At 73.0% G+C, this 18,750-nt stretch carries 16 protein-coding genes; 9 read left to right on the plus strand and 7 right to left on the minus strand.

From position 1 onward, the window contains the following. The first annotated feature begins 40 nt into the window (after positions 1 to 40). Positions 41 to 1,393, plus strand: a complete 1,353-nt coding sequence (locus AC07A4_RS00395; protein WP_478590915.1) for an FtsW/RodA/SpoVE family cell cycle protein — start codon at positions 41 to 43, stop codon at positions 1,391 to 1,393. Next, positions 1,390 to 2,847, plus strand: coding sequence for a penicillin-binding transpeptidase domain-containing protein (locus tag AC07A4_RS00400; RefSeq protein ID WP_478590918.1), 1,458 nt, complete (start codon positions 1,390 to 1,392; stop codon positions 2,845 to 2,847). The genes AC07A4_RS00395 and AC07A4_RS00400 overlap by 4 nt, the downstream gene beginning before the upstream one ends. A 59-nt stretch (positions 2,848 to 2,906) precedes the next feature. Here the strand turns inward: AC07A4_RS00400 and AC07A4_RS00405 are convergent, their stop codons facing one another. Beyond that, positions 2,907 to 4,028 carry a ferritin-like domain-containing protein gene (locus tag AC07A4_RS00405; RefSeq protein ID WP_478590920.1) on the minus strand — a complete coding sequence of 374 codons (1,122 nt, stop codon included), beginning with the start codon at positions 4,026 to 4,028 and terminating at the stop codon, positions 2,907 to 2,909. 229 nt (positions 4,029 to 4,257) lie between these two features. On the opposite strand from AC07A4_RS00405, the gene AC07A4_RS00410 reads away from it, so the two are divergent. The 4 genes from AC07A4_RS00410 (at position 4,258) to AC07A4_RS00425 (ending at position 7,887) form a co-directional block, all read left to right on the plus strand. Beyond that, complete coding sequence (locus AC07A4_RS00410) at positions 4,258 to 5,196, plus strand: AurF N-oxygenase family protein (RefSeq protein WP_478590923.1); 939 nt, start codon at positions 4,258 to 4,260, stop codon at positions 5,194 to 5,196. Positions 5,197 to 5,294: 98 nt separating this feature from the next. After that, a complete protein-coding gene (locus AC07A4_RS00415; protein WP_478590925.1) occupies positions 5,295 to 6,026 on the plus strand; it encodes a TetR/AcrR family transcriptional regulator in 732 nt (243 codons plus the stop codon). Between the two features lie 27 nt (positions 6,027 to 6,053). After that, positions 6,054 to 6,335: a hypothetical protein gene (locus AC07A4_RS00420; protein ID WP_478590927.1), complete on the plus strand. Its 282-nt coding sequence runs from the start codon at positions 6,054 to 6,056 to the stop codon at positions 6,333 to 6,335. Between the two features lie 409 nt (positions 6,336 to 6,744). Continuing rightward, positions 6,745 to 7,887 carry a C40 family peptidase gene (locus AC07A4_RS00425; RefSeq protein WP_478590930.1) on the plus strand — a complete coding sequence of 381 codons (1,143 nt, stop codon included), beginning with the start codon at positions 6,745 to 6,747 and terminating at the stop codon, positions 7,885 to 7,887. Between the two features lie 167 nt (positions 7,888 to 8,054). Here AC07A4_RS00425 and AC07A4_RS00430 read toward each other — a convergent pair whose 3' ends face one another. The 5 genes from AC07A4_RS00430 to AC07A4_RS00450 form a co-directional block, all read right to left on the minus strand. Then, positions 8,055 to 9,287, minus strand: a complete 1,233-nt coding sequence (locus tag AC07A4_RS00430) for a styrene monooxygenase/indole monooxygenase family protein (protein WP_478590933.1) — start codon at positions 9,285 to 9,287, stop codon at positions 8,055 to 8,057. Between the two features lie 48 nt (positions 9,288 to 9,335). After that, a complete protein-coding gene (locus AC07A4_RS00435; protein WP_478590935.1) occupies positions 9,336 to 9,968 on the minus strand; it encodes a GTP-binding protein in 633 nt (210 codons plus the stop codon). Beyond that, the gene (locus AC07A4_RS00440) at positions 9,949 to 10,371 is read right to left on the minus strand and encodes a DUF742 domain-containing protein (protein ID WP_478590937.1); all 423 of its coding nucleotides are present in this window, start codon (positions 10,369 to 10,371) and stop codon (positions 9,949 to 9,951) included. The genes AC07A4_RS00435 and AC07A4_RS00440 overlap by 20 nt, the downstream gene beginning before the upstream one ends. Continuing rightward, positions 10,368 to 10,913: a roadblock/LC7 domain-containing protein gene (locus tag AC07A4_RS00445; protein ID WP_478592805.1), complete on the minus strand. Its 546-nt coding sequence runs from the start codon at positions 10,911 to 10,913 to the stop codon at positions 10,368 to 10,370. The genes AC07A4_RS00440 and AC07A4_RS00445 overlap by 4 nt, the downstream gene beginning before the upstream one ends. A gap of 95 nt (positions 10,914 to 11,008) precedes the next feature. After that, positions 11,009 to 14,062, minus strand: coding sequence for a sensor histidine kinase (locus AC07A4_RS00450; protein ID WP_478592807.1), 3,054 nt, complete (start codon positions 14,060 to 14,062; stop codon positions 11,009 to 11,011). A gap of 378 nt (positions 14,063 to 14,440) precedes the next feature. Between AC07A4_RS00450 and AC07A4_RS00455 the strand changes: the two genes are divergently transcribed. Both AC07A4_RS00455 and AC07A4_RS00460 read left to right on the plus strand, forming a co-directional pair. Beyond that, positions 14,441 to 15,286: a hypothetical protein gene (locus AC07A4_RS00455; RefSeq protein ID WP_478590940.1), complete on the plus strand. Its 846-nt coding sequence runs from the start codon at positions 14,441 to 14,443 to the stop codon at positions 15,284 to 15,286. Positions 15,287 to 15,533: 247 nt separating this feature from the next. Beyond that, the gene (locus tag AC07A4_RS00460; protein WP_478590943.1) at positions 15,534 to 16,889 is read left to right on the plus strand and encodes a hypothetical protein; all 1,356 of its coding nucleotides are present in this window, start codon (positions 15,534 to 15,536) and stop codon (positions 16,887 to 16,889) included. Positions 16,890 to 17,030: 141 nt separating this feature from the next. On the opposite strand, the gene AC07A4_RS00465 is transcribed toward AC07A4_RS00460, so the two are convergent. Beyond that, the gene (locus AC07A4_RS00465; protein ID WP_478590945.1) at positions 17,031 to 17,525 is read right to left on the minus strand and encodes a MarR family winged helix-turn-helix transcriptional regulator; all 495 of its coding nucleotides are present in this window, start codon (positions 17,523 to 17,525) and stop codon (positions 17,031 to 17,033) included. 317 nt (positions 17,526 to 17,842) lie between these two features. On the opposite strand from AC07A4_RS00465, the gene AC07A4_RS00470 reads away from it, so the two are divergent. Further along, positions 17,843 to 18,679: a lysozyme gene (locus AC07A4_RS00470; RefSeq protein ID WP_478590948.1), complete on the plus strand. Its 837-nt coding sequence runs from the start codon at positions 17,843 to 17,845 to the stop codon at positions 18,677 to 18,679. Positions 18,680 to 18,750 lie beyond the last annotated feature (71 nt).

Genomic DNA, 18,750 nt, shown 5'->3' on the forward strand with positions numbered 1-18,750 from the left:
ATAACCGGACATTAAGCCCGCGGCTTGCTACGTTCCGGTCATGGAGGTCCGCGTCCCTAGGCGCCGGGGCACCGAACTCGCCCTGATCGTCGTCGCCGTCCTGCTCTCGGTCTACGGCTACTGCGACGTGGGCCTGGCCAGGACCGGCTCCGTCCCGCCCGGCGCCGCCGGCTACGGCGCCGGGCTCGGGGTGCTCGCGCTCCTCGCCCATCTGGCGGTGCGGCTGCGGGCCCCGTACGCGGACCCGCTCCTGCTCCCCATCGCCGTGCTCCTCAACGGCCTCGGCCTCGTCCTGATCTACCGGCTCGACCTGGAGACGCCCGGCGACCGGGCCGCGCCCACCCAGCTGGTCTGGTCGACCATCGGCGTCGGCCTGTGCGTGGCGGTCGTGGTGCTGCTGCGCGACCACCGGCTGCTCCAGCGGTACGCGTACCTCTCCGTCGTCACGGCGCTGGTCCTGATGATCGTGCCGATCTTCTACCCGGCCGTGAACGGCGCCCGCATCTGGATCCGCGTCGGCGGGTTCTCCTTCCAGCCGGGCGAGTTCGCGAAGATCCTGCTCGCGGTGTTCTTCGCCAGCTACCTCGCGGCCAACCGCACGGCCCTGACCGCCACCGGACGCACCCTGTGGCGGTTCGTGCAGCTGCCCACGGGCCGGGTGCTCGGCCCTGTCGTCGCGATCTGGCTGCTGAGCGTCGGCGTCCTTGTCCTGGAGCGCGACCTCGGGACCTCGCTGCTGTTCTTCGGCCTGTTCGTGGTCCTGCTGTACGTGGCCACGGGCCGCACCGGCTGGATCGCGATCGGGCTGCTGCTCGCGGCCGCCGGAGCGTACGCGGTGGGCTCCCTCGAACCGCATGTGCACAGCAGGGTCGAGGACTGGCTGCACCCCTTCGCGTCCATCGAAGCGGGCCGCGGGCCGGGCCAGCTCGCCCAGTCCCTGTTCGCGTTCGCCGCGGGCGGGCTGCTCGGCACCGGCCTCGGGCTCGGCCACTCCATCCTCATCGGCTTCGCCGCGAAGTCCGACTTCATCCTGGCCACGGCGGGCGAGGAGCTCGGCCTCACCGGGCTCACCGCGATCTTCCTCCTTTACGCGCTGCTCGTGGAGCGCGGCTACCGGACCGGGCTCGCGCTTCGCGACCCCTTCGGGCGGCTGCTCGCGATCGGGCTCGCCTCGATCGTGGCGCTCCAGGTGTTCGTGATCGCGGGCGGCGTGACCGGGCTCATCCCGCTGACCGGCATGGCGATGCCGTTCCTCGCGCAGGGCGGCTCGTCCGTCGTCACCAACTGGATCATCGTGGCGCTGCTCATCCGGCTCAGCGACTCGGCGCGCGCCCAGCCTCCGCCCGCCGCCGGGCACACCGGGGACCAGCGGCCGAAGGAGGCGTCCTCGTGACCCGGTACATCCGCCACGCCGCCGCCTTCTGCCTGCTCCTGCTGCTGGCCCTGCTCATCAACGCCACCCGCGTCCAGGTCTTCGACGCCGACTCCTACGACGCCAACCCGGCCAACCGGCGCCAGGCCATCGCGCGCTACTCCCAGCCCCGCGGCGACATCCTCGTGGACGGCCGCCCGGTCACCGGCTCCAAGGACACCGGCGAGCAGCTGCGCTTTGAGCGGACGTACAAGAACGGCCCGTTGTACGCGCCGGTCACGGGCTTCGCCTCGCAGGTGTACGGCACGACGTTCCTGGAGCACGCCGAGGACTCCGTGCTCTCCGGGGCCGATCCGATGCTCGCGCCGTTCCCCCTGTGGAACGACTTCACGCGCGCGCGAAGCCCCGGCGGCGAGGTCGTCACCACCGTCAAGGCGGCCGTGCAGCGCGCGGCGTACGCCGGGCTCGGCGGCAAGAAGGGCGCCGTCGCCGCCGTGGAACCAGCCACGGGGAAGATCCTCGCCCTGGTGTCGACGCCGAGCTACGACCCCGAGTCCCTCGCGGGGACGGGCCGTTCGGTGGCGGCGGCCTGGTCGCGGCTGAACGGCGACCCGGACAAGCCGATGCTCAACCGCGCGCTGCGGCAGACCTATCCGCCGGGCTCCACGTTCAAGGTGGTGACGGCGGCGGCCGCGCTCGACTCCGGGGAGATCACCGACCTGGAGGAGCCGACGAGGTCACCGGCGCCGTACCGGCTTCCGGGCACCTCAACAAGCCTGTCCAACGAGGTCGAGGGGTGTACGGACGCGAGCCTGCGGTACGCCTTCCAGTGGTCGTGCAACACCGTGTTCGCCAAGCTCGGCGTCGACACCGGCCTGGACGCCATGGTGGAGACGGCGGGGAAGTTCGGCTTCAACGACCCCGGCCTGAAGGTTCCCTCGTCCGTCGCCACCAGCACCTTCGACACCTCGATGGACCGCGCCCAGCTCGCCCTCTCCGCCATCGGCCAGTACGACACGCGCGCCACGCCGCTGCAGATGGCACTGGTCTCGGCGGCCGTCGCGAACGGCGGCTACGTCCGGGCGCCGCACCTGGTGGACCGCACGACCACCGACGACGGCGACACCGTGGCCGCGACGTCCGCACCGGCCCCGCGCCAGGCGATGAGCCCGGCCACGGCCATGCGGCTGCGGGAGCTGATGACGGACGTCGTGGAGCGGGGCACCGGGCGGAACGCGGCGATCGCCGGGGCCACCGTCGGCGGCAAGACCGGCACCGCCCAGCACGGCCTCGGCAACGCCGGGACGCCGTACGCCTGGTTCATCTCGTGGGCGCAGAAGCCGGGGGACGCGGAGGCCGCGGTGGCGGTGGCCGTGGTGATGGAGGACGCGGCCGCCGACCGCGCGGACATCAGTGGCGGCGGCACGGCGGCCCCTGTGGCCCGCGCGGTCATGGAGGCGGCGCTGGGCTCGTAGGGCCTTGGCCCCCTGCTTCCCTGACCCCTGAAAAACAATCGCCGCTCCGCGGCTCGTCCTCAAACGCCGGACGGGCTGACATCGTCGCCCGCGGCGATGGTGCGGGCCACCTCCGCGACGCGGTCGCGCTCCTCCGCCGCGAACCGTTCCGCGTCGAGTTTCTCCGCGATCTCCTCGTCCTCGGCCATCAGCAGGTCCAGGTTGGAGTCCCCCATCTCGAACACGCCCATGTCGACGTAGGCCCGCTGGAGGCGTTCGCCCCACAGGCCGATGTCCTTGACGCAGGGGACGATGCGGCTAAACAGGAGCTGCCGGAAGAGCTGGAGGTACTCGGAGCGCTCGCTGTACTCCTCGGCCTCCGCCTTGGGGATGCCGAAGTTCTCCAGGACCTCGACGCCGCGCAGCCGGTCGCGCATCAAGTAGCAGCCCTCGATGACGAATTCCTCGCGCTCGCGCAGCTCCGCGTCGGTGAGCTGCTTGTAGTAGTCACGCAGGGCCATCCGCCCGAAGGCCACGTGCCGGGCCTCGTCCTGCATCACATAGGCGAGGATCTGCTTCGGCAGCGGCTTGTCGGTGGTGTCGCGGATCATGCCGAACGCGGCCAGGGCGAGGCCCTCGATGAGGACCTGCATGCCGAGGTAGGGCATGTCCCAGCGGGAGTCGCGCAGGGTGTCGCCGAGCAGGGCCTGGAGGTTGTCGTTGACCGGGTAGAGCATGCCGATCTTCTCGTGCAGGAAGCGGCCGTAGATCTCGGCGTGCCGGGCCTCGTCCATGGTCTGGGTCGCCGAGTAGAACTTGGCGTCCAGGTCGGGCACCGACTCCACGATGCGGGCCGCGCACACCATCGCGCCCTGCTCGCCGTGGAGGAACTGGCTGAACTGCCAGGAGGCGTAGTGCTTGCGCAGCTCGCCGCGCTCGCGCGCCGACATGAGGTCCCAGTGGCGGGTGCCGTACAGCGACATGGCCTCATCGGGGGTGCCGAGCGGATCGAGTGGGTCCACTTCCAGCTCCCAGTCGATGCGCGTGGCGCCGTCCCACTGCTTGTCCTTGCCCTTCTGGTACAGGTTCAACAGGCGCTCGCGGCCGTCGTCGTACTCCCAGGTGAAGCGGGCGGCGCCGGTGGCGGGCACCTGCCAGGTGAGGTCCTGCTGGCCCGTGGTGTACAGATCGCGCGTAGACACTGACGGCTCCTCGCGAGTCTCGGCGGCCCCTGATGTCCCGCAACCGCCTGGAAAGGGTGGCCCGTTGGCAGGCTCACACGCGAGTAGATGCCGGGTCAACAAGTCGCGCGCGAGGGATTGACGGCCTTGCTGACAAGGAGTCTTATAAGAGGTGACCCCCGGTAACCCCCATCGGGGCCCTCCCACCCATCCCTCCACCCGCCCCCTACACCACGAGGCAGGAGACGTCATGACGACCGTGACCGAAGACACCGGGCTCTCGGGTCTGCGGGACGCCCTCGGCCTGCTCAAGGACCGCGAACAGGTGGCCGCGCGCCTCCTGGAGTCGTCCGCCAAGCACTCCTTCGACCCGGACAAGGAGCTCGACTGGGACGCCCCCGTCGAGGACGGCAAGTGGTTCTGGCCGCCGGAGCTCGTCTCGCTCTACGACACCCCGATGTGGCGGCGGATGTCCGAGGAACAGCGCTTCGACCTGGCCCGGCACGAGGCCGCGTCCCTCGCCTCGCTCGGCATCTGGTTCGAGATCATCCTGATGCAGCTGCTCGTACGGCACATCTACGACAAGTCCGTGACCAGCGCGCACGTGCGGTACGCGCTCACGGAGATCGCCGACGAGTGCCGGCACTCGATGATGTTCGCCCGCATGATCCAGAAGGGCGGCGCGCCGACGTACCCTGTCACGCGCCTCAACCACAACCTCGCCCGCGTCCTGAAGACCGTGTCCACCACCCCCGGCTCCTTCGCCTGCACCCTGCTCGGCGAGGAGATCCTCGACTGGATGCAGCGCCTGACGTTCCCCGACGAGCGCGTGCAGACGATCGTGCGCGGCGTGACCCGCATCCACGTCGTCGAGGAGGCCCGGCACGTCCGGTACGCGCGCGAGGAGCTGCGCCGCCAGATGGTGACCGCCCCGCGCTGGGAGCGCGAGCTGACCCGGATCAGCAGCGGCGAGGCGGCCCGCGTCTTCTCCATCGCCTTCGTCAACCCGCGGGTCTACACGGACGTCGGCCTGGACCGCCGCGAGGCGCTCGCCCAGGTCAAGGCGAGCGGCCACCGCCGCGAGGTCATGCAGTCCGGCGCCAAGCGCCTCACCGACTTCCTCGACGACATCGGGGTGCTGCACGGCGTGGGCCGCAGGCTGTGGAAGTCCTCGGGCCTGCTGGCCTAGCGGCGGCAGGGACGAGGGCGGCGGGGGCGGCGGCTTTCGGCCGCGCGGGCCGCTCCGGGCCGGACTCCTCGTACGGCAACCCGGTTACGCTGCGGGACATGACCGCTGCCGTCAGCCCCACCCCCGCGTACCGGCGTCTGAGCGTCGAGGAGCGGCGGCGCCAGCTGCTCGAAGCCGCCCTGTCGCTGTTCGCGCACCGCGCGCCCGAAGAGGTCTCGCTGGACGACGTGGCGGAGGCCGCCGGGGTGTCGCGCCCCCTCGTCTACCGCTACTTCCCCGGCGGCAAGCAGCAGTTGTACGAGGCCGCGCTGCGGTCGGCGGCCGAGGAGCTCGAGCAGTGCTTCGCCGAGGCCCAGGACGGCCCGCTCACCCGGCGCCTGGCGCGGGCCGTCGACCGGTATCTGGCGTTCGTCGACGAGCACGACGCCGGGTTCAGCGCGCTGCTCCAGGGCGGCAGCGTCGTGGAGACCTCCCGCACGACCGCCATCGTGGACGGCGTGCGCCGGTCCGCCGCCGCGCACATCCTCGCCCACATGGACCTCGCCGAGCCCGCCGGGCCGCGCCTTCGCACCACCGTGCGGATGTGGCTCACCGCGGTCGAGGCGGCCTCCCTCATCTGGCTCGACGAGGACAAGCAGCCGCCCGCGGCGGAGCTGCGGGACTGCCTGGTCGACCTGTTCGTGGCCCAGATCGCGGCCACCGCGGGCCGCGATCCGCAGACCGCGGAGATGGTGCGGCACGCCCTCGCCCTGGAGAGCCCCGAAGGACCCGTGGGCGAGCTGGCCCGGCGGGTGCTTCCGGTGGTGGCGGAGGCGGCGCGGCTGCTGTGACCGGGGGAAGCGGGCGACACTGGGACCGTGAAGAGTGAAGACACCCCCTTCGTGGGCGGCCCCCTGGACGGCCGCGTGCTCCCCGTCCTCCTCGGGCCGACGGGGCATCCGCCGAAGTTCTACCGCGTGCCCGTGCCGGCGGACGGCGGCGGGGCGCCCACGGTGCACGTCTACCGGCGGGTGGCCGCGGGTACCGGTCGGCGGTTCGGGCTGCACCCCGGCTGGCGCTACGAGTACGCGCCCGAGGGGGGTGCCCCCGAGCCCGGCCTCCGCAACCTGAAGTGGCCCTGGTCCAAGCCGACCCCATAGCGCTGCGCACCGTGTCCTCAATCGCCGGACGGGCTATCCCCCACCCGCCCACCCTTACACCGGCAGAGGCCCTCGCACCCCCCGACCTAGCGGCTCTCGGGTGGGTGGGACAGTTCAAGCCTGTCCGGCGCTTGAGGACAAGCGCGAAGCGCGGTGATTCAGCCCGTCCGGCGTTTGAGGACGAGGCGCGCCAGCGCCGATTGGCTTTGAGCGGGGGAACGGGGGCAGCCGCCCCCGGTTCGGGAAGGGGCGGGCCTGGGGCGCCCCGCGTGCAAGGGGACGCGCCGCGCACCCCTGGTTCGGGTGACCCCCTTGCTCCACCCGCCCACCCCCGACAGGCGCACCCCCACCCACCCCCGGATGCTCGCGGTACGCGCCGGAAGTCCCGCCGCGCCCCGGAGGTGATGACGTGTCAGGAAGGCTGTTGCGCTGGACCTGCGCGGGCTCCGCGCTCACCGCGCTCACCGCGCTGATGACTGCGACCGCCGCCCCGCCCGCGCACGCCGCACCCGGCCCGGGCCCCGGCGAGCGGACCGTCACCCAGCTCCTGACGGACCTTCAGCGCCTGTACCGGCAGGCCGAGGAATCCACCGAGACGTACAACGAGGCCGACGACGAGCTCCGCGAGCAGCGCCGCCGCGTCAGCGGCCTCAACCGCCGCCTGGCGACCGCGCGGGCGTCGGCGCACGACGGCAGGAGCGCGGCGGGCCGCCTGGCCCGCCAGCAGTACCAGAACAACAGCGTGGAGATCTCCTCCTACGTGCGGCTGCTGCTCGCCCGCAGCCCGCAGGGCGCCCTCGACCAGCGCCACGTGCTGCGGCGGGCCGCCGCCGGGCGGGCCGCGACCGTCACCCGGCTCGCCGACGGCGCGCGCCGGGCCGACCTGCTCGCCCGCGAGGCGCGGCGCGCCCTCGCCACCCAGGAGTCCCTCGCCAAGCGGCAGAAGGGGGCCCGCGACGCGGTGCGCGCCCGGCTGCGGGAGGTCGAGGAGCTGCTCGCCTCCCTCAGCGCGGAGGATCTGGCCGCGCTGGAGCGGGCCGAGCGGGACGGCACGGACGAGGCCCAGCGGAAGCTGCTCGCGTCCGGGGCGCTCGGGGCGCCCGGCGTCCGGCGGGCGCCGTCCGCACGGGGCGAGCGGGCCCTGCGGTACGCCGTCGGGCAGATCGGGAAGCCGTACGTGTGGGGCGCGGAGGGGCCCGGGTCGTACGACTGCTCCGGGCTCACCCAGCGGTCCTGGTCCCGGGCCGGCCGGGATATCCCCCGCACCAGCCAGGAGCAGTGGGCGCGGCTGCCTCGGGTGCCGTTGCGTGCGCTGCGGCCCGGGGATCTCGTCGTGTACTTCCCCAAGGCCACGCATGTGGGGATGTACCTCGGCGACGGGCTCGTGGTGCACGCGCCGCGGCCCGGGGCGCGGGTGAAGGTCTCGCCCCTCGCGGCGAATCCGGTGCTCGGGGCGGTGCGGCCGGATGCCGGGGCGGCGCCGGTGGCCGCGTACCGGCCGCCGCGGTTGCCTGAGGGCGCGCGCGAGGGCTCGGACCGGGGCGTGGGCTAACCCTCGCGGGGCGCCCCAGACCCGCCCCTTCCCGAACCATGGGGCTCCGCCCCCTGTCACCCCCGAAAAGCATTGGCGCTTCGCGCCTCGTCCTCAAACGCCGGACGGGCTGGATTTTCCAGCCCCTCCGGCGTTTGAGGAGCGGGGTCTGGGGCGTCCCACGCGGGCTACGGGCGAGTCCGCGTCAGGTACGCCTCCGCCGCCCCCGCCTCATAGAAGTACCCCTCGAAGTCCGCCGGATCATCGAACCCGTTCGCGAAGCGGTCGGCGACGGCCTGGTGGTCACCGGCCGCCCCGAGGAGGCCGAGAACGTGCCCCGGCGGCGGCCCCAGCATCGCGTTGGTCCACTTCGTGACGTGCCGCGCCGTCTCCCAGTACCGCTCGAACGTCGCCCGCATCCAGTCCTCGTCGAAGGGCCGGTCCCCGTGGGACACGATGGCGTCCAGATACGAGGCGGCGCACTTGGAGGCGGAGTTGGAGCCCTGCCCGGTGATCGGGTCGTTGGCGACGACCACGTCGGCGACGCCGAGGACCGCGCCCCCGGAGGGCAGCCGTCCGATGGGGTTGCGGACGGTGGGGGCGTAGCGCCCGGCCAGCGTGCCGCCCGCGTCGGTGAGTTCGGCCTTCGTGGCGCGCGCGTACTCCCAGGGCAGGAACTTCTCCAGGAGGTTCAGCGTCAGCGCCAGGTGCTCGCCTGGGTCCTTGACGCCCTGGAAGACGTCGAGCGGGCCGCCCGGGACGCCCTCCCAGAAGAGGATGTCGGCGCGGCCCGACGTGGTGAGCGTCGGCATCACGAACAGTTCGCCGACGCCCGGCACGAGGTTGCAGCGGACGGCGTCGAACTCGGGGTGCTCGGGGCGCGGTCCGAGCCCGTGGACGTAGGCGACGGCGAGGGCACGCTGCGGGGCGTCGTACGGCGAGCGCGCGGCGTCCCGCTCGAACATCGACACCAGCTCGCCCTTGCCCGCCGCCACCAGGACCAGGTCGTAGGTGCGGGCGAAGTAGTCCAGGTCGCCGACCGCCGCGCCGTGGATGACGAGCTGGCCGCCGCGCTGGGCGAACGTCTCCATCCATCCGGCCATCTTCACGCGCTGGTCGACGGACTGGGCGTAGCCGTCGAGGCGGCCGACCCAGTCGATGGCGCGGGTGGAGTCGGGGCCCGCGACGGAGACGCCGACGCCCTCGATGCGCGGGGCCTGCGACTCCCAGAAGTTGAGCCCCAGGTCGCGCTCGTGCTGGAGCGCGGTGTGGAACATGCACTGCGTGGACATGACCCGCCCGGCGCGGATCTCGTCGGCCGTGCGGTTGGACATCAGGGTGACCTCGTACCCCCCTGACTGGAGTCCGAGCGCGATCTGGAGACCGGACTGCCCGGCTCCGACGACGAGTATCTTCCGCATGCGGGTCCTTCCACTACTGCCAGGGGGGTCACTGGGGCTGCGTCGGGGTCACTCGGGCGTTTCGTCCAGCACGTGGCCGACGAGCGCGAGCAGTGACTCGATCACGGACGGCCGCTCCCGCGCGTCCATGATCAGTACGGGTATCCGGGGCGCCACGGTCAGCGCCTCGCGGACGTCCTCGGCCTCGTACCGCTCGGTGCCGTCGAAGTGGTTGACGGCCACGACGTACGGCAGGCCGCAGCTCTCGAAGTAGTCGAGCGCGGGGAAGCAGTCGGTCAGGCGGCGGGTGTCGGCGAGGACGACCGCGCCGATCGCGCCGCGCGCGAGGTCGTCCCACATGAACCAGTAGCGCTGCTGGCCCGGCGTGCCGAACAGGTACAGGACGAGGTCCTCGGCCAGCGTGACGCGGCCGAAGTCCATCGCGACCGTGGTGGTCGTCTTGTCCGGCGTCGCGCTCAGGTCGTCGGTGCCGACGCTGGCCCCGGTCATCAGCGCCTCGGTCCGCAGCGGTGTGATCTCGGAGACGGCGGAGACGAGGGTCGTCTTGCCGACGCCGAAGCCGCCCGCGACGACGATCTTCGTGGCGATCGGGGCCCGGGAGCGGTCCCGCTGCCAGGCCTGCACGCCCTCCTCGCCGTCGAGCAGTTCGCGGACGTGGGTCTCAGAGACCGCGGAGCCCATTCAGCACCCTTTCCAGCAGTGCGCGGTCCGGCCGCCCGGGGCCGTGGCCCGTCCCGTACACGCGGATCTTTCCCTGGTCGGCGAGGTCGCTGAGGAGTACGCGGACCACGCCGAGCGGCATCTTCAACAGCGCGGAGACCTCCGCGACCGTACGCATCCTGCGGCAGAGCTCCACGATGGCCCGCAGCTCGGGCAGCACCCGGGAGCCCAGCGGTTCGCCCCGCTCCAGCTGCCGCCGCTCCTCGGCGGCTTCGAGCTCCGGGTCGGCGGCCACGAACGTCTCGACGAGCAGGACGTGGCCGAAGCGGGTGCGGCCGCCGGTGAGCGAGTAGGGGCGCACCCGCGCGGGTTTGCGGTCGGCGCCGCGCACGGGCAGGCGGGGTGCCGCCGCGCTCGCGCTCATCCGGCGTGCTCACGGGACTGGCGCAGCTCGCCGCGGAGTTCGGGCGTCAGGACGTGTCCGGCCCGGCCGACGAAGAGCGCCATGTGGTACGCGATGACGGTCATGTCGCAGTCGGGCGTGGCATGCGCGCCGAGCAGGGAGCCGTCGCTGATCGCCATCACGAAGAGGCTGCCCTCGGCCATCGCGACGACGGTCTGTTTCACCCCGCCGCCGTCCATGAGCTGGGCCGCGCCGAGGGTGAGGCTGCCGAGCCCGGAGACGATGGTCGCGAGGTCGGCGCTCGAACCCCGGGGCCCGGTGGGGCGGTGGGCGGGGCGGCGCTCGGCGTTGCGGGCGGGGTCGGAGGACAGCAGCAGCAGCCCGTCGGAGGAGACAACGGCCACGGAGAGGATGCCGGGGACCTCCTCCACGAGGTTGGTCAGCAGCCAGTGCAGGTTGCGTGCCTCGCTGCTGAGTCCGTGCACGGCGGGCTCGGCCGCCGTCGTCCGGGACGCCTCCTCGGGTTCCTCGGACTTGTTGGACTTGTGGGGCTCGTGGGACATGTGGGGCTTGTGGGGCTTGCTGGGCTCCTGGGGCTCGCTGGACCCTTCGGGCTCGGCGGTCTTGGCGGAAGAACCGGGCGTGCGCATGGGCGCGGTCAACTGCTTGCCTCCTCGACTGAGTCCCCCGGAACATCTGCGGTATCCGTGGTCTGTGCAGTATCCGCGGTGCGTACGGCGTCCGCGGCGGTGCCGCGCGCGCGGGCGGCGGCCTCGGCGAGTTCCACCTCCACGTCGCGCCGTCCGCTCCTGGCCCCCTGCTGGAACCCGCCGAGCCGCCGCCGCAGTTCCTCGGCGTCGACGCGCCCGGTGCGCGGCCGGGGTTCGAGTCCCCCGGCGATCGGGCTGGCCTTCGGCGTGCGCTTGGGCAGGCCCTTGGCGGTGAAGACCTGGCGGTCCGCCGCCTCTCGCGCGTGCGCGTCGGGCAGGGTCGCTGCCGTGGGCGCGGTGGCGGGGGCTCCGGTCTCCGGCAGCTCCGGCTTCGGGCGGGCCAGCGGCTCCGGCGGCGCGTCGTCGGGCCGTGTGTGCGGCTCCGCCTCGTCCGGGAGGCCGGTCTCCTCGGCGGCCCCAGGGGCATCGGGGTGGTCGGTCCCGAGGTCCTTGAGGTCGTCGGTGCCCGCGTCCGTGGAGCGACCGGCTCCGAAGGACGGGGCGAGGAGCTCCATGGTGATCTCGGCGGCCGCGATCAGCGGGTCCTGCGCCTGTGGGGGTGCCGGGGGTGCCGGGATCGCCAGGGCTTCCGCGGGCGCCAAGGACTCCGCGGGCGCCGGGAGTTCCGTCTCCGCGCCGGGCGGGTACGCCACCGACGCGCCGTCCCGTGCCGCGGGCACCGGCGCGGGCGGGTCGGCGAGGATGCCGTCGGGCAGCACGACGACGGCGGCGACACCGCCCCGCTTCTGCTCGCGCAGCCGCACCCGCGCGCCGTACCGGTGGGCGAGCCGCGCCACCACGTACAGGCCGAGCCCGAGTCCTTCGCCGTCCTCCTGGTCGTAGAGGTCGTCGCCCGACAGGTCGGCGAGACGCGCGTTGAGCTCCCGCAGCCGCTCCACGCTGGCGCCGATGCCCTCGTCCTGCACGGAGAGCATGACCTCGCCGTTCTCCAGGAGCCAGCCGGACACCTCCACGGACGACTCCGGCGGCGAGAACGACGTGGCGTTCTCCAGGAGTTCGGCCACCAGGTGGCTGATGTCGTCCGCGGCGAACCCGGCGACGTGGGTGCCCGGCGGCAGCGTGGCGATGCGGACCCGCTCGTACCGCTCGATCTCGCTGACGGCCGCGCGGACGACGTCGACGAGCGGCACAGGGCCCGCGTGCTGGTGGCCGTGCTCGGCGCCCGCGAGGACGAGGAGGTTCTCGCTGTGGCGGCGCGTGACCGTGGCGAGGTGGTCCAGTTTGAAGAGCGTGGCGAGCCGGTCGGGGTCCTGCTCGCGCTCCTCCAGGTGCTCGATGACGGCGAGCTGCCGCTCGACGAGGCCGAGGGTGCGCAGCGTGAGGTTCACGAACGTGCCGTGGATGCCGCGCCGCACCCGCTCCAGATGGGCGGCGGCCTCGGTGAGTTCGGCGCGCAGCGCGTCGCGCTCGTCGGCCATCGCCTCGCGCGCGTCGGCCATGGTCTGGCGCTGCCCGATGAGGTGCTTGCGGTCGGTCTCAAGGGTGCTGAGCCGTTCCTGCAAGGCGATGGCGTGGCCGTGCAGCGCGTTGACGGACCGTACGACGGCGGCGAACTCGTCGTCGCGCCCTGTGAACCGCACCGGCTCCTCGGCCGCGGGCGCCCCGGCGACGCGGGCCGCGCCGATGCGCAGCGCGGCGAGCGGGCGGGTCAGCGAGCGGGCGGTCGCCATGCCGACGCCGACCGCGACGAGCAGGAGCACGCCGACCAGCGCGATCCTGATCTCCAGGGCGGTGACATCGTCGTCACGCAGCTCGGTGAGGCTCTTCGTGCGGGCGGCGGCCAGCGCGTTCTCGGCGCCGCGCATCGCCTCCACGCGGGCGGAGAGCGCGGTGTCGACCTTGTTGCGGTCCAGGCGCCGGTCGGAGGGTGAGAGCCGGGGCAGGTCGGTGAGGCGGGCCAGGTACTGCTCGGCGGTGGTGACGTCGGAGCCGGTGACCGCCGCGTCGTACGCGCCGCGGTCCTTGGCGGGCGCGGCGTCCTGGAAGTCGGCGAGCGCGGCCAGCTCGCGTACGCGGGCCTGCTGGGCGGCGGCGCTGAGGTCGTCGCGGCCGTGGGCGTCGGCGTCCGCCTCGTCGTCGGCGGCGGTGGGCAGGCCCGTGACCGGATCGACGGTGGCGCCGGTGGTGGCGGGGCGGGGCACGGAGAGCGCGGCGAGGAGCAGGCCGCGGGCGGCGCCCGCCTGGTCGACGGCGTGGTCGAGGTCGACGAGCGCGTGGCCGCCGGAGCCGGCGCGCGGGGGCAGCCGCTCGGCAAGATCGCGGGTGAGGCCGTGGAGTTCGGTGATGGCCTTCGCGTACGCCTTGTGGGCGTCCAGTGCGGTGCCCTTGCCGGTGAGCGCGGCGCGGCGGACGCCCGCGAGGGCGGCGAGGTCACCGCGGAGGGCGGCGGTGACGGAGGTGTTGGTGTTCGCGTCGGCGGCGGCCTCGCGCAGCTCCTCGATCTGCCGGTCGACGCGGGCGCTGTGGCTCTCCGACAGGCCCTTGCCGTCGGGGCGTCCGGCGGCGATGTAGGCGGCGACCTCGTCGCGCTCGTCGGCCAGTGAGTGGCTGAGCGTGATGGCGCGCTGGGTGAGCTCGGACAGCGTCACCAGGCTCTGGGAGTCGTTGAGTTCCCCGGAGGCGCCGACGATCGCGGGCGCTCCGGCCCCGGCGACGGCGGCGGCCACGACCGCCACGGCGACGATCAGGCGGTTGCGGACGCGGGCCTTGGGGGGTGCCGGGGTGGCGAGGGGTGGCTGGGGTGCCGGGGAGTGGCCTGTGGCGGGCTGGGGTGCCGTGGGGTGACCAGGGGCGGGCTGGGGTGCCGCGGGCTCGCCGGGGGCGGGCCGGTCGCTCGTCGGGTCAGCGGCGGCGGGGTCCGCCGGGCTCGCCGACGCGCCCCGCGCGGCAGCGGTACCCCGGTCGGTGGGAGGGGTCGCGTCCGGTTCGGCCCTTGCCGGGGCCTTCTGGCTGCCTTCGCGCCGAGGCCGCATCTCTTGCACCGGTGCTCGCATTCCTGTTTTCGTCTGCCCTAGGGCCCGGGTGACGATCCGTCAACGCGAGCGCTCCCGGCACGGACCCTGACCTTGCCAGACGATTCCAGTGCCGGTGCGCGGCAGTTCTCGCATCGTCTGCCTGGCCACCTGAAGGAGTGAACATCGACTGGGAGTTGGCGAGCAAGTCACGCTGTGTGTCGACCGTGGCCTGAACGGCGAGCCAGTTGGACGTCCGTGGGCGGCTTTGGCAGGATGCGCCGCCACACCCCATCGGAGCCGTCAGTTCCGGCCGCGTTCCGCCGCCCGGACCGCCCTGGACCGGCCGTCCGGCACCGCCCACCGCCGCTCCGGGAGGCCGAAGGGGGCCTCGGGCAGACTGACCGGATGCGCATCGAACTGGCCACCGAGCCCGGCGACCCGGACCGCCCCAACGAGGACTATGTGTCCGTGACGCTGCCCGCGTCCGGACAGGGTGGAACGCTCGTTCTACTCGACGGGGTGACACCGCCCGCCGACGACGTCGGATGTCTGCATTCGGTCCCCTGGTTCACCGCGCGGCTCGGCGGCGCGCTTGGCGAACTGTCCGCTTCCCGCCCGGACCTGACGCTGCCTGAGATCCTCGCGGCGGCCATCTCCCGGACCGCGGACACCCACCGTGACACCTGTGACCTTTCTCACCCGCGCACTCCCCAGGCGACCGTCGTCCTGGCCCGGTGGGACGCGGAGCGCGTCGCGTACCTGGTCCTGTCCGATTCCGCGCTCCTCGTCTCCGGCCCCGGCGGCACGGTGGACGCGGTCCTCGACCGGCGCCTGGACGAGTTGCCGCCCGCCGTGCGCGCGCTGCGCGACGCCGTACGGGCGCTGCCGCGCGGCTCGGCCGAACGGCAGGCGCTGGGCCGTGAGTACGGGGCGGCCGTCGAGGCGCTGCGCAACGCGGAGGGCGGCTTCCACACGGCCGCCGCCGACCCCTCGGTGGCGGCCCTCGCGGTCACCGGCACGCTCCCCCGCGCCGCCGTCACGGCGCTCGCGGCGCTCACCGACGGGGCCGGGCGCTGGGTCGAGACGTTCCGGGAGGGTGACTGGGCCGACTGCCTCGCGCTGCTCCGCAAGGGCGGACCGCAGGGACTCGTCGACCGCGTACGGGAGTTGGAGCGGGCCGACCCGGACGGCGCGGCGTTCCCGCGCGGGAAGCGGCACGACGACGCCGCGGTGGTGTACGCGGAGCTGTAGCCGGGCGCCAGGCCCCGGGTCCCGGGCCCTGAGCCCCGGGTTTCACGCTGCCGCCCGGCGGCAAGAAATACCCCGGCAGTCAATTCCCTTTTCCATCCCGCCCGTTGAATTCATCCGCGGAACATTTGAACTGAACAAGGGATCAGGAATTAAGTATTGAAATCCCGCGCGGCGACCGGGAAGGATCTCCGGCGAGGGGAACGCATGGCCACATCCGGTCATGTGCCCACGCGCGAAGGAGAATTGAATGTCCCAGCGCTTGGCGGTCATCGCGGGTTCGGTACTCGCGGCCGCGCTGGTGCTCAGCGGCTGTGGCGGTGACGGCGGCGGGAGCGGAGAGGGCGAGGGCGGCTCGGATGCGGCCGGGGCCGAGGCGAGGCTGCTGGGCCAGGTCGCCCAGCCGAAGGTCCCCGAGATGGCCGGAGCCATGGGCATGTGGACGACGGACCGGAATTTCGTCAAGACCGGGCTCAAGGCGATATCCGGATATCCGCTGTCCGGCGGAAAGGCCCGGTGGCGGGTACCGCTCGCCGGTGAGGTCTGCTGGTCGTCGCAGACACCGACCAAGGACGGCAAAATCGCCGTCCTCTTCAAGAACGACAAGGACGATCCCGCGCTCTGCACCGAGGTCGGCGTGGTCGACATCCGCCGGGGCGAACTGCTCTGGCGGAAACAGGCCGTCAACGCGTACGGCAGCGGCGAGACGTTCGACGAGGTCGCCGTCGGCGGCGGCACGGTCGCGGCGGCGGGCACCAGCGGGAACGCGGGCTGGAAGCTCGACGGGACCCCGCTGTGGAAGCCGTCGGACGAGACCTGCGACGCCGAGGGCTACGCGGGCGACGAGACCAAGCTGGTCGTGGTGCGCGACTGCGGCGACACCGATCACCCCCGGCTCAAGGTCGAGACGGTCGCCCCGAAGACCCGCGCCGTGAAGTCGTCGTACGCGCTGGCGCGGGGCACGGAGTACGCCCATGTGGCGTCCGTCGATCCGCTGGTCATCGCCACCGACGACGGCCACGCGCAGGGCGGCAGCGGCATCTCGCACTTCGTCACGGTCGACGACAGCGCCGCGCGCGGCAAGGCGCTCAGCACGATCCCCGTCAGCGGCGGCAAGCACGGCAAGTACGCGGCCGACTGCCCAGCCACCGAGGTCACCGGCTGCTCCCAGCTCGTCGTCAGCAAGGAGCGCAACGCGCTCTACCTGGCCACGCGGGACCCGGCGAGCGCCTCCTCCGGGGCCAAGAACGACCTGGTGTCCTTCGACCTCAAGACCGGCGAGCGGCTGCGCCGGGCACCGGGAACGGACGCGGGCAGGCTGGTGCCGGTCGGCCTCGACGAGGACGGCAAGCTCGTCGCGTACCAGGAGGCCAACATCGTCCGCGAGGAGGGCGGCGCCGTCTGGAGCGTCGACCCGGCCACGCTGAAGTCCACGCGGGTCCTGCGGAACCCCTCGGCGAGCTATGAGACGGAGTCGCGGTTCTCCCTGGACCGCCGCGTGCTCTACGCGGGCAAGCGGCTGTACGTGGGCTCGGACCACGTGACCGAGCCGTCCACCGTGTACAAGACGCCCCAGCCGCTGGCGGTCGTCTTCGGAACGGCCTGAGGGCTCGGCCGGGCCGGGCAGGGGCCGGGGCCGGGGCCGGGGCCCGGGTCATGGCCGAGCGGACCGGGGCCGGGGTCGTGCGGACCTAGGCCCCGGTCGCGCGGACCGCGGCTCCGGCCGTGCGGACCGCGGCCCTGGGGGCTAGAGCTCGGCCCGCGTGTTCAGCTGGCCGAGCAGCCGGGCCAGCTCGGCGACCTCCGTCCTGTCCCACCCGGCGAGCTGCCGCACGTACCGCTCGCGCCGCGCGCTGCGTACCGTACGGAACCGCTCGCGGCCCTCCTCCGTGAGCCGCACCAGCCAGGCCCTGCCGTCGGCGGGGTCCGGCTCGCGCGTGACCAGGCCCAGCTGTTCGAGCGCCCGCAGCTGACGGCTCATCGTGGCCTTGCCGACGCCGATGAACGCCGCCAGGTCCGTGGCGCGGCGCGGGCCGGACTCGTCGAGAAAGGCGAGCAGGCCGTAGGCGGCCGGTTCCAGATCCGGATGGACCTGGCGGGCCATCTCGCCGGACGAGGCCCTGGCCCGGCGCAACAGCAGCGTCAGCTCCCGTTCCAGAGCCAGGAACTCATGGTCCACGCCACTGCCCACCCTCGCCTCGCCCGCCCCAGAGCTCCCGCCGTGGTGCGCGTCCTCACGCATGTCAGCACCCCTGCCGCACTTTCCCGGTTCTGAAAGTTTCTTCCGGCCGCGACCATCGCCGCAGCTCGCTCAGTATTTCGCAGGCGTAGACCAACGGCGGCCACGAGAGCCCCTTCCCACCCGCTGTCTACGTGCGTAGCGTCATTGATGACATGCTCACACCAGCACCGCTCGCGGCGGCCGGCGCGGCGGCGCACGGTGCCCCGTGGCATGTCGACAGGTCCCCCCACCGAGTCCGCACGCCGTACCGGCGAAGCGCCACACCTTCGGCCACGCCCACGCCGTGCGGGCTCCATGAGGCCTTACGGAGGCACGACATGCCCGTGCACAGACCTGGTACCGCCCGCGGCCACCGCGCCGCGGGCATCCTTCTCGCCGTTCTGTCCGCCCTGGCCCTCCTGGTCGCCCTGCCCGGCGCCGCGCAGGCCGCCGACACCGCCGACATCCCGCCGCGCGGCAGCGCCCGCATGGGTCAGGGCGTCATCGAACACGACGGCCAGGGCGGCAAGCCGAGCGGCGGCGACGCCGAGCAGACCGAGGGCGTCGACGTCAGCAGCCACCAGGGCAACGTCAACTGGTCGGCCCTGTGGAACAGCGGCGTGCGGTGGGCCTATGTGAAGGCGACGGAGTCCACCTCCTACCGCAATCCCTACTTCGCCCAGCAGTACAACGGCTCATACAACATCGGCATGATCCGCGGCGCCTACCACTTCGCCACCCCGGACACCTCCAGCGGCGCCGCCCAGGCCAACTACTTCGTCGACAACGGCGGCGGCTGGTCCCGCGACGGCAAGACCCTGCCCGGCGCGCTCGACATCGAGTGGAACCCTTACGGCGCCGCCTGCTTCGGCAAGTCCCAGAGCGCGATGGTCAGCTGGATCCGGGACTTCCTCACCACCTACAAGGCGCGCACCGGCCGCGACCCCGTGATCTACACGGCCACCACCTGGTGGAAGCAGTGCACGGGCAACTACGGCGGCTTCGCGTCCGCCAACCCCCTGTGGATCGCCCGCTACAACACCAGCCCCGGCGAACTCCCCGCCGGCTGGGGCTTCCACACCATGTGGCAGTACACCTCCTCCGGTCCGATCGTCGGCGACCACAACAAGTTCAACGGCGCGTACGACCGGGTCCAGGCCCTGGCCAACGGCTGACGGCTGACGGCTGACGGCTGACGATCGGTGACATCTCTGTCGTCGCGTGCCCTTCCCACGCGTCGCGCACG

The organism is Streptomyces sp. NPDC043996 (assembly GCF_056435225.1).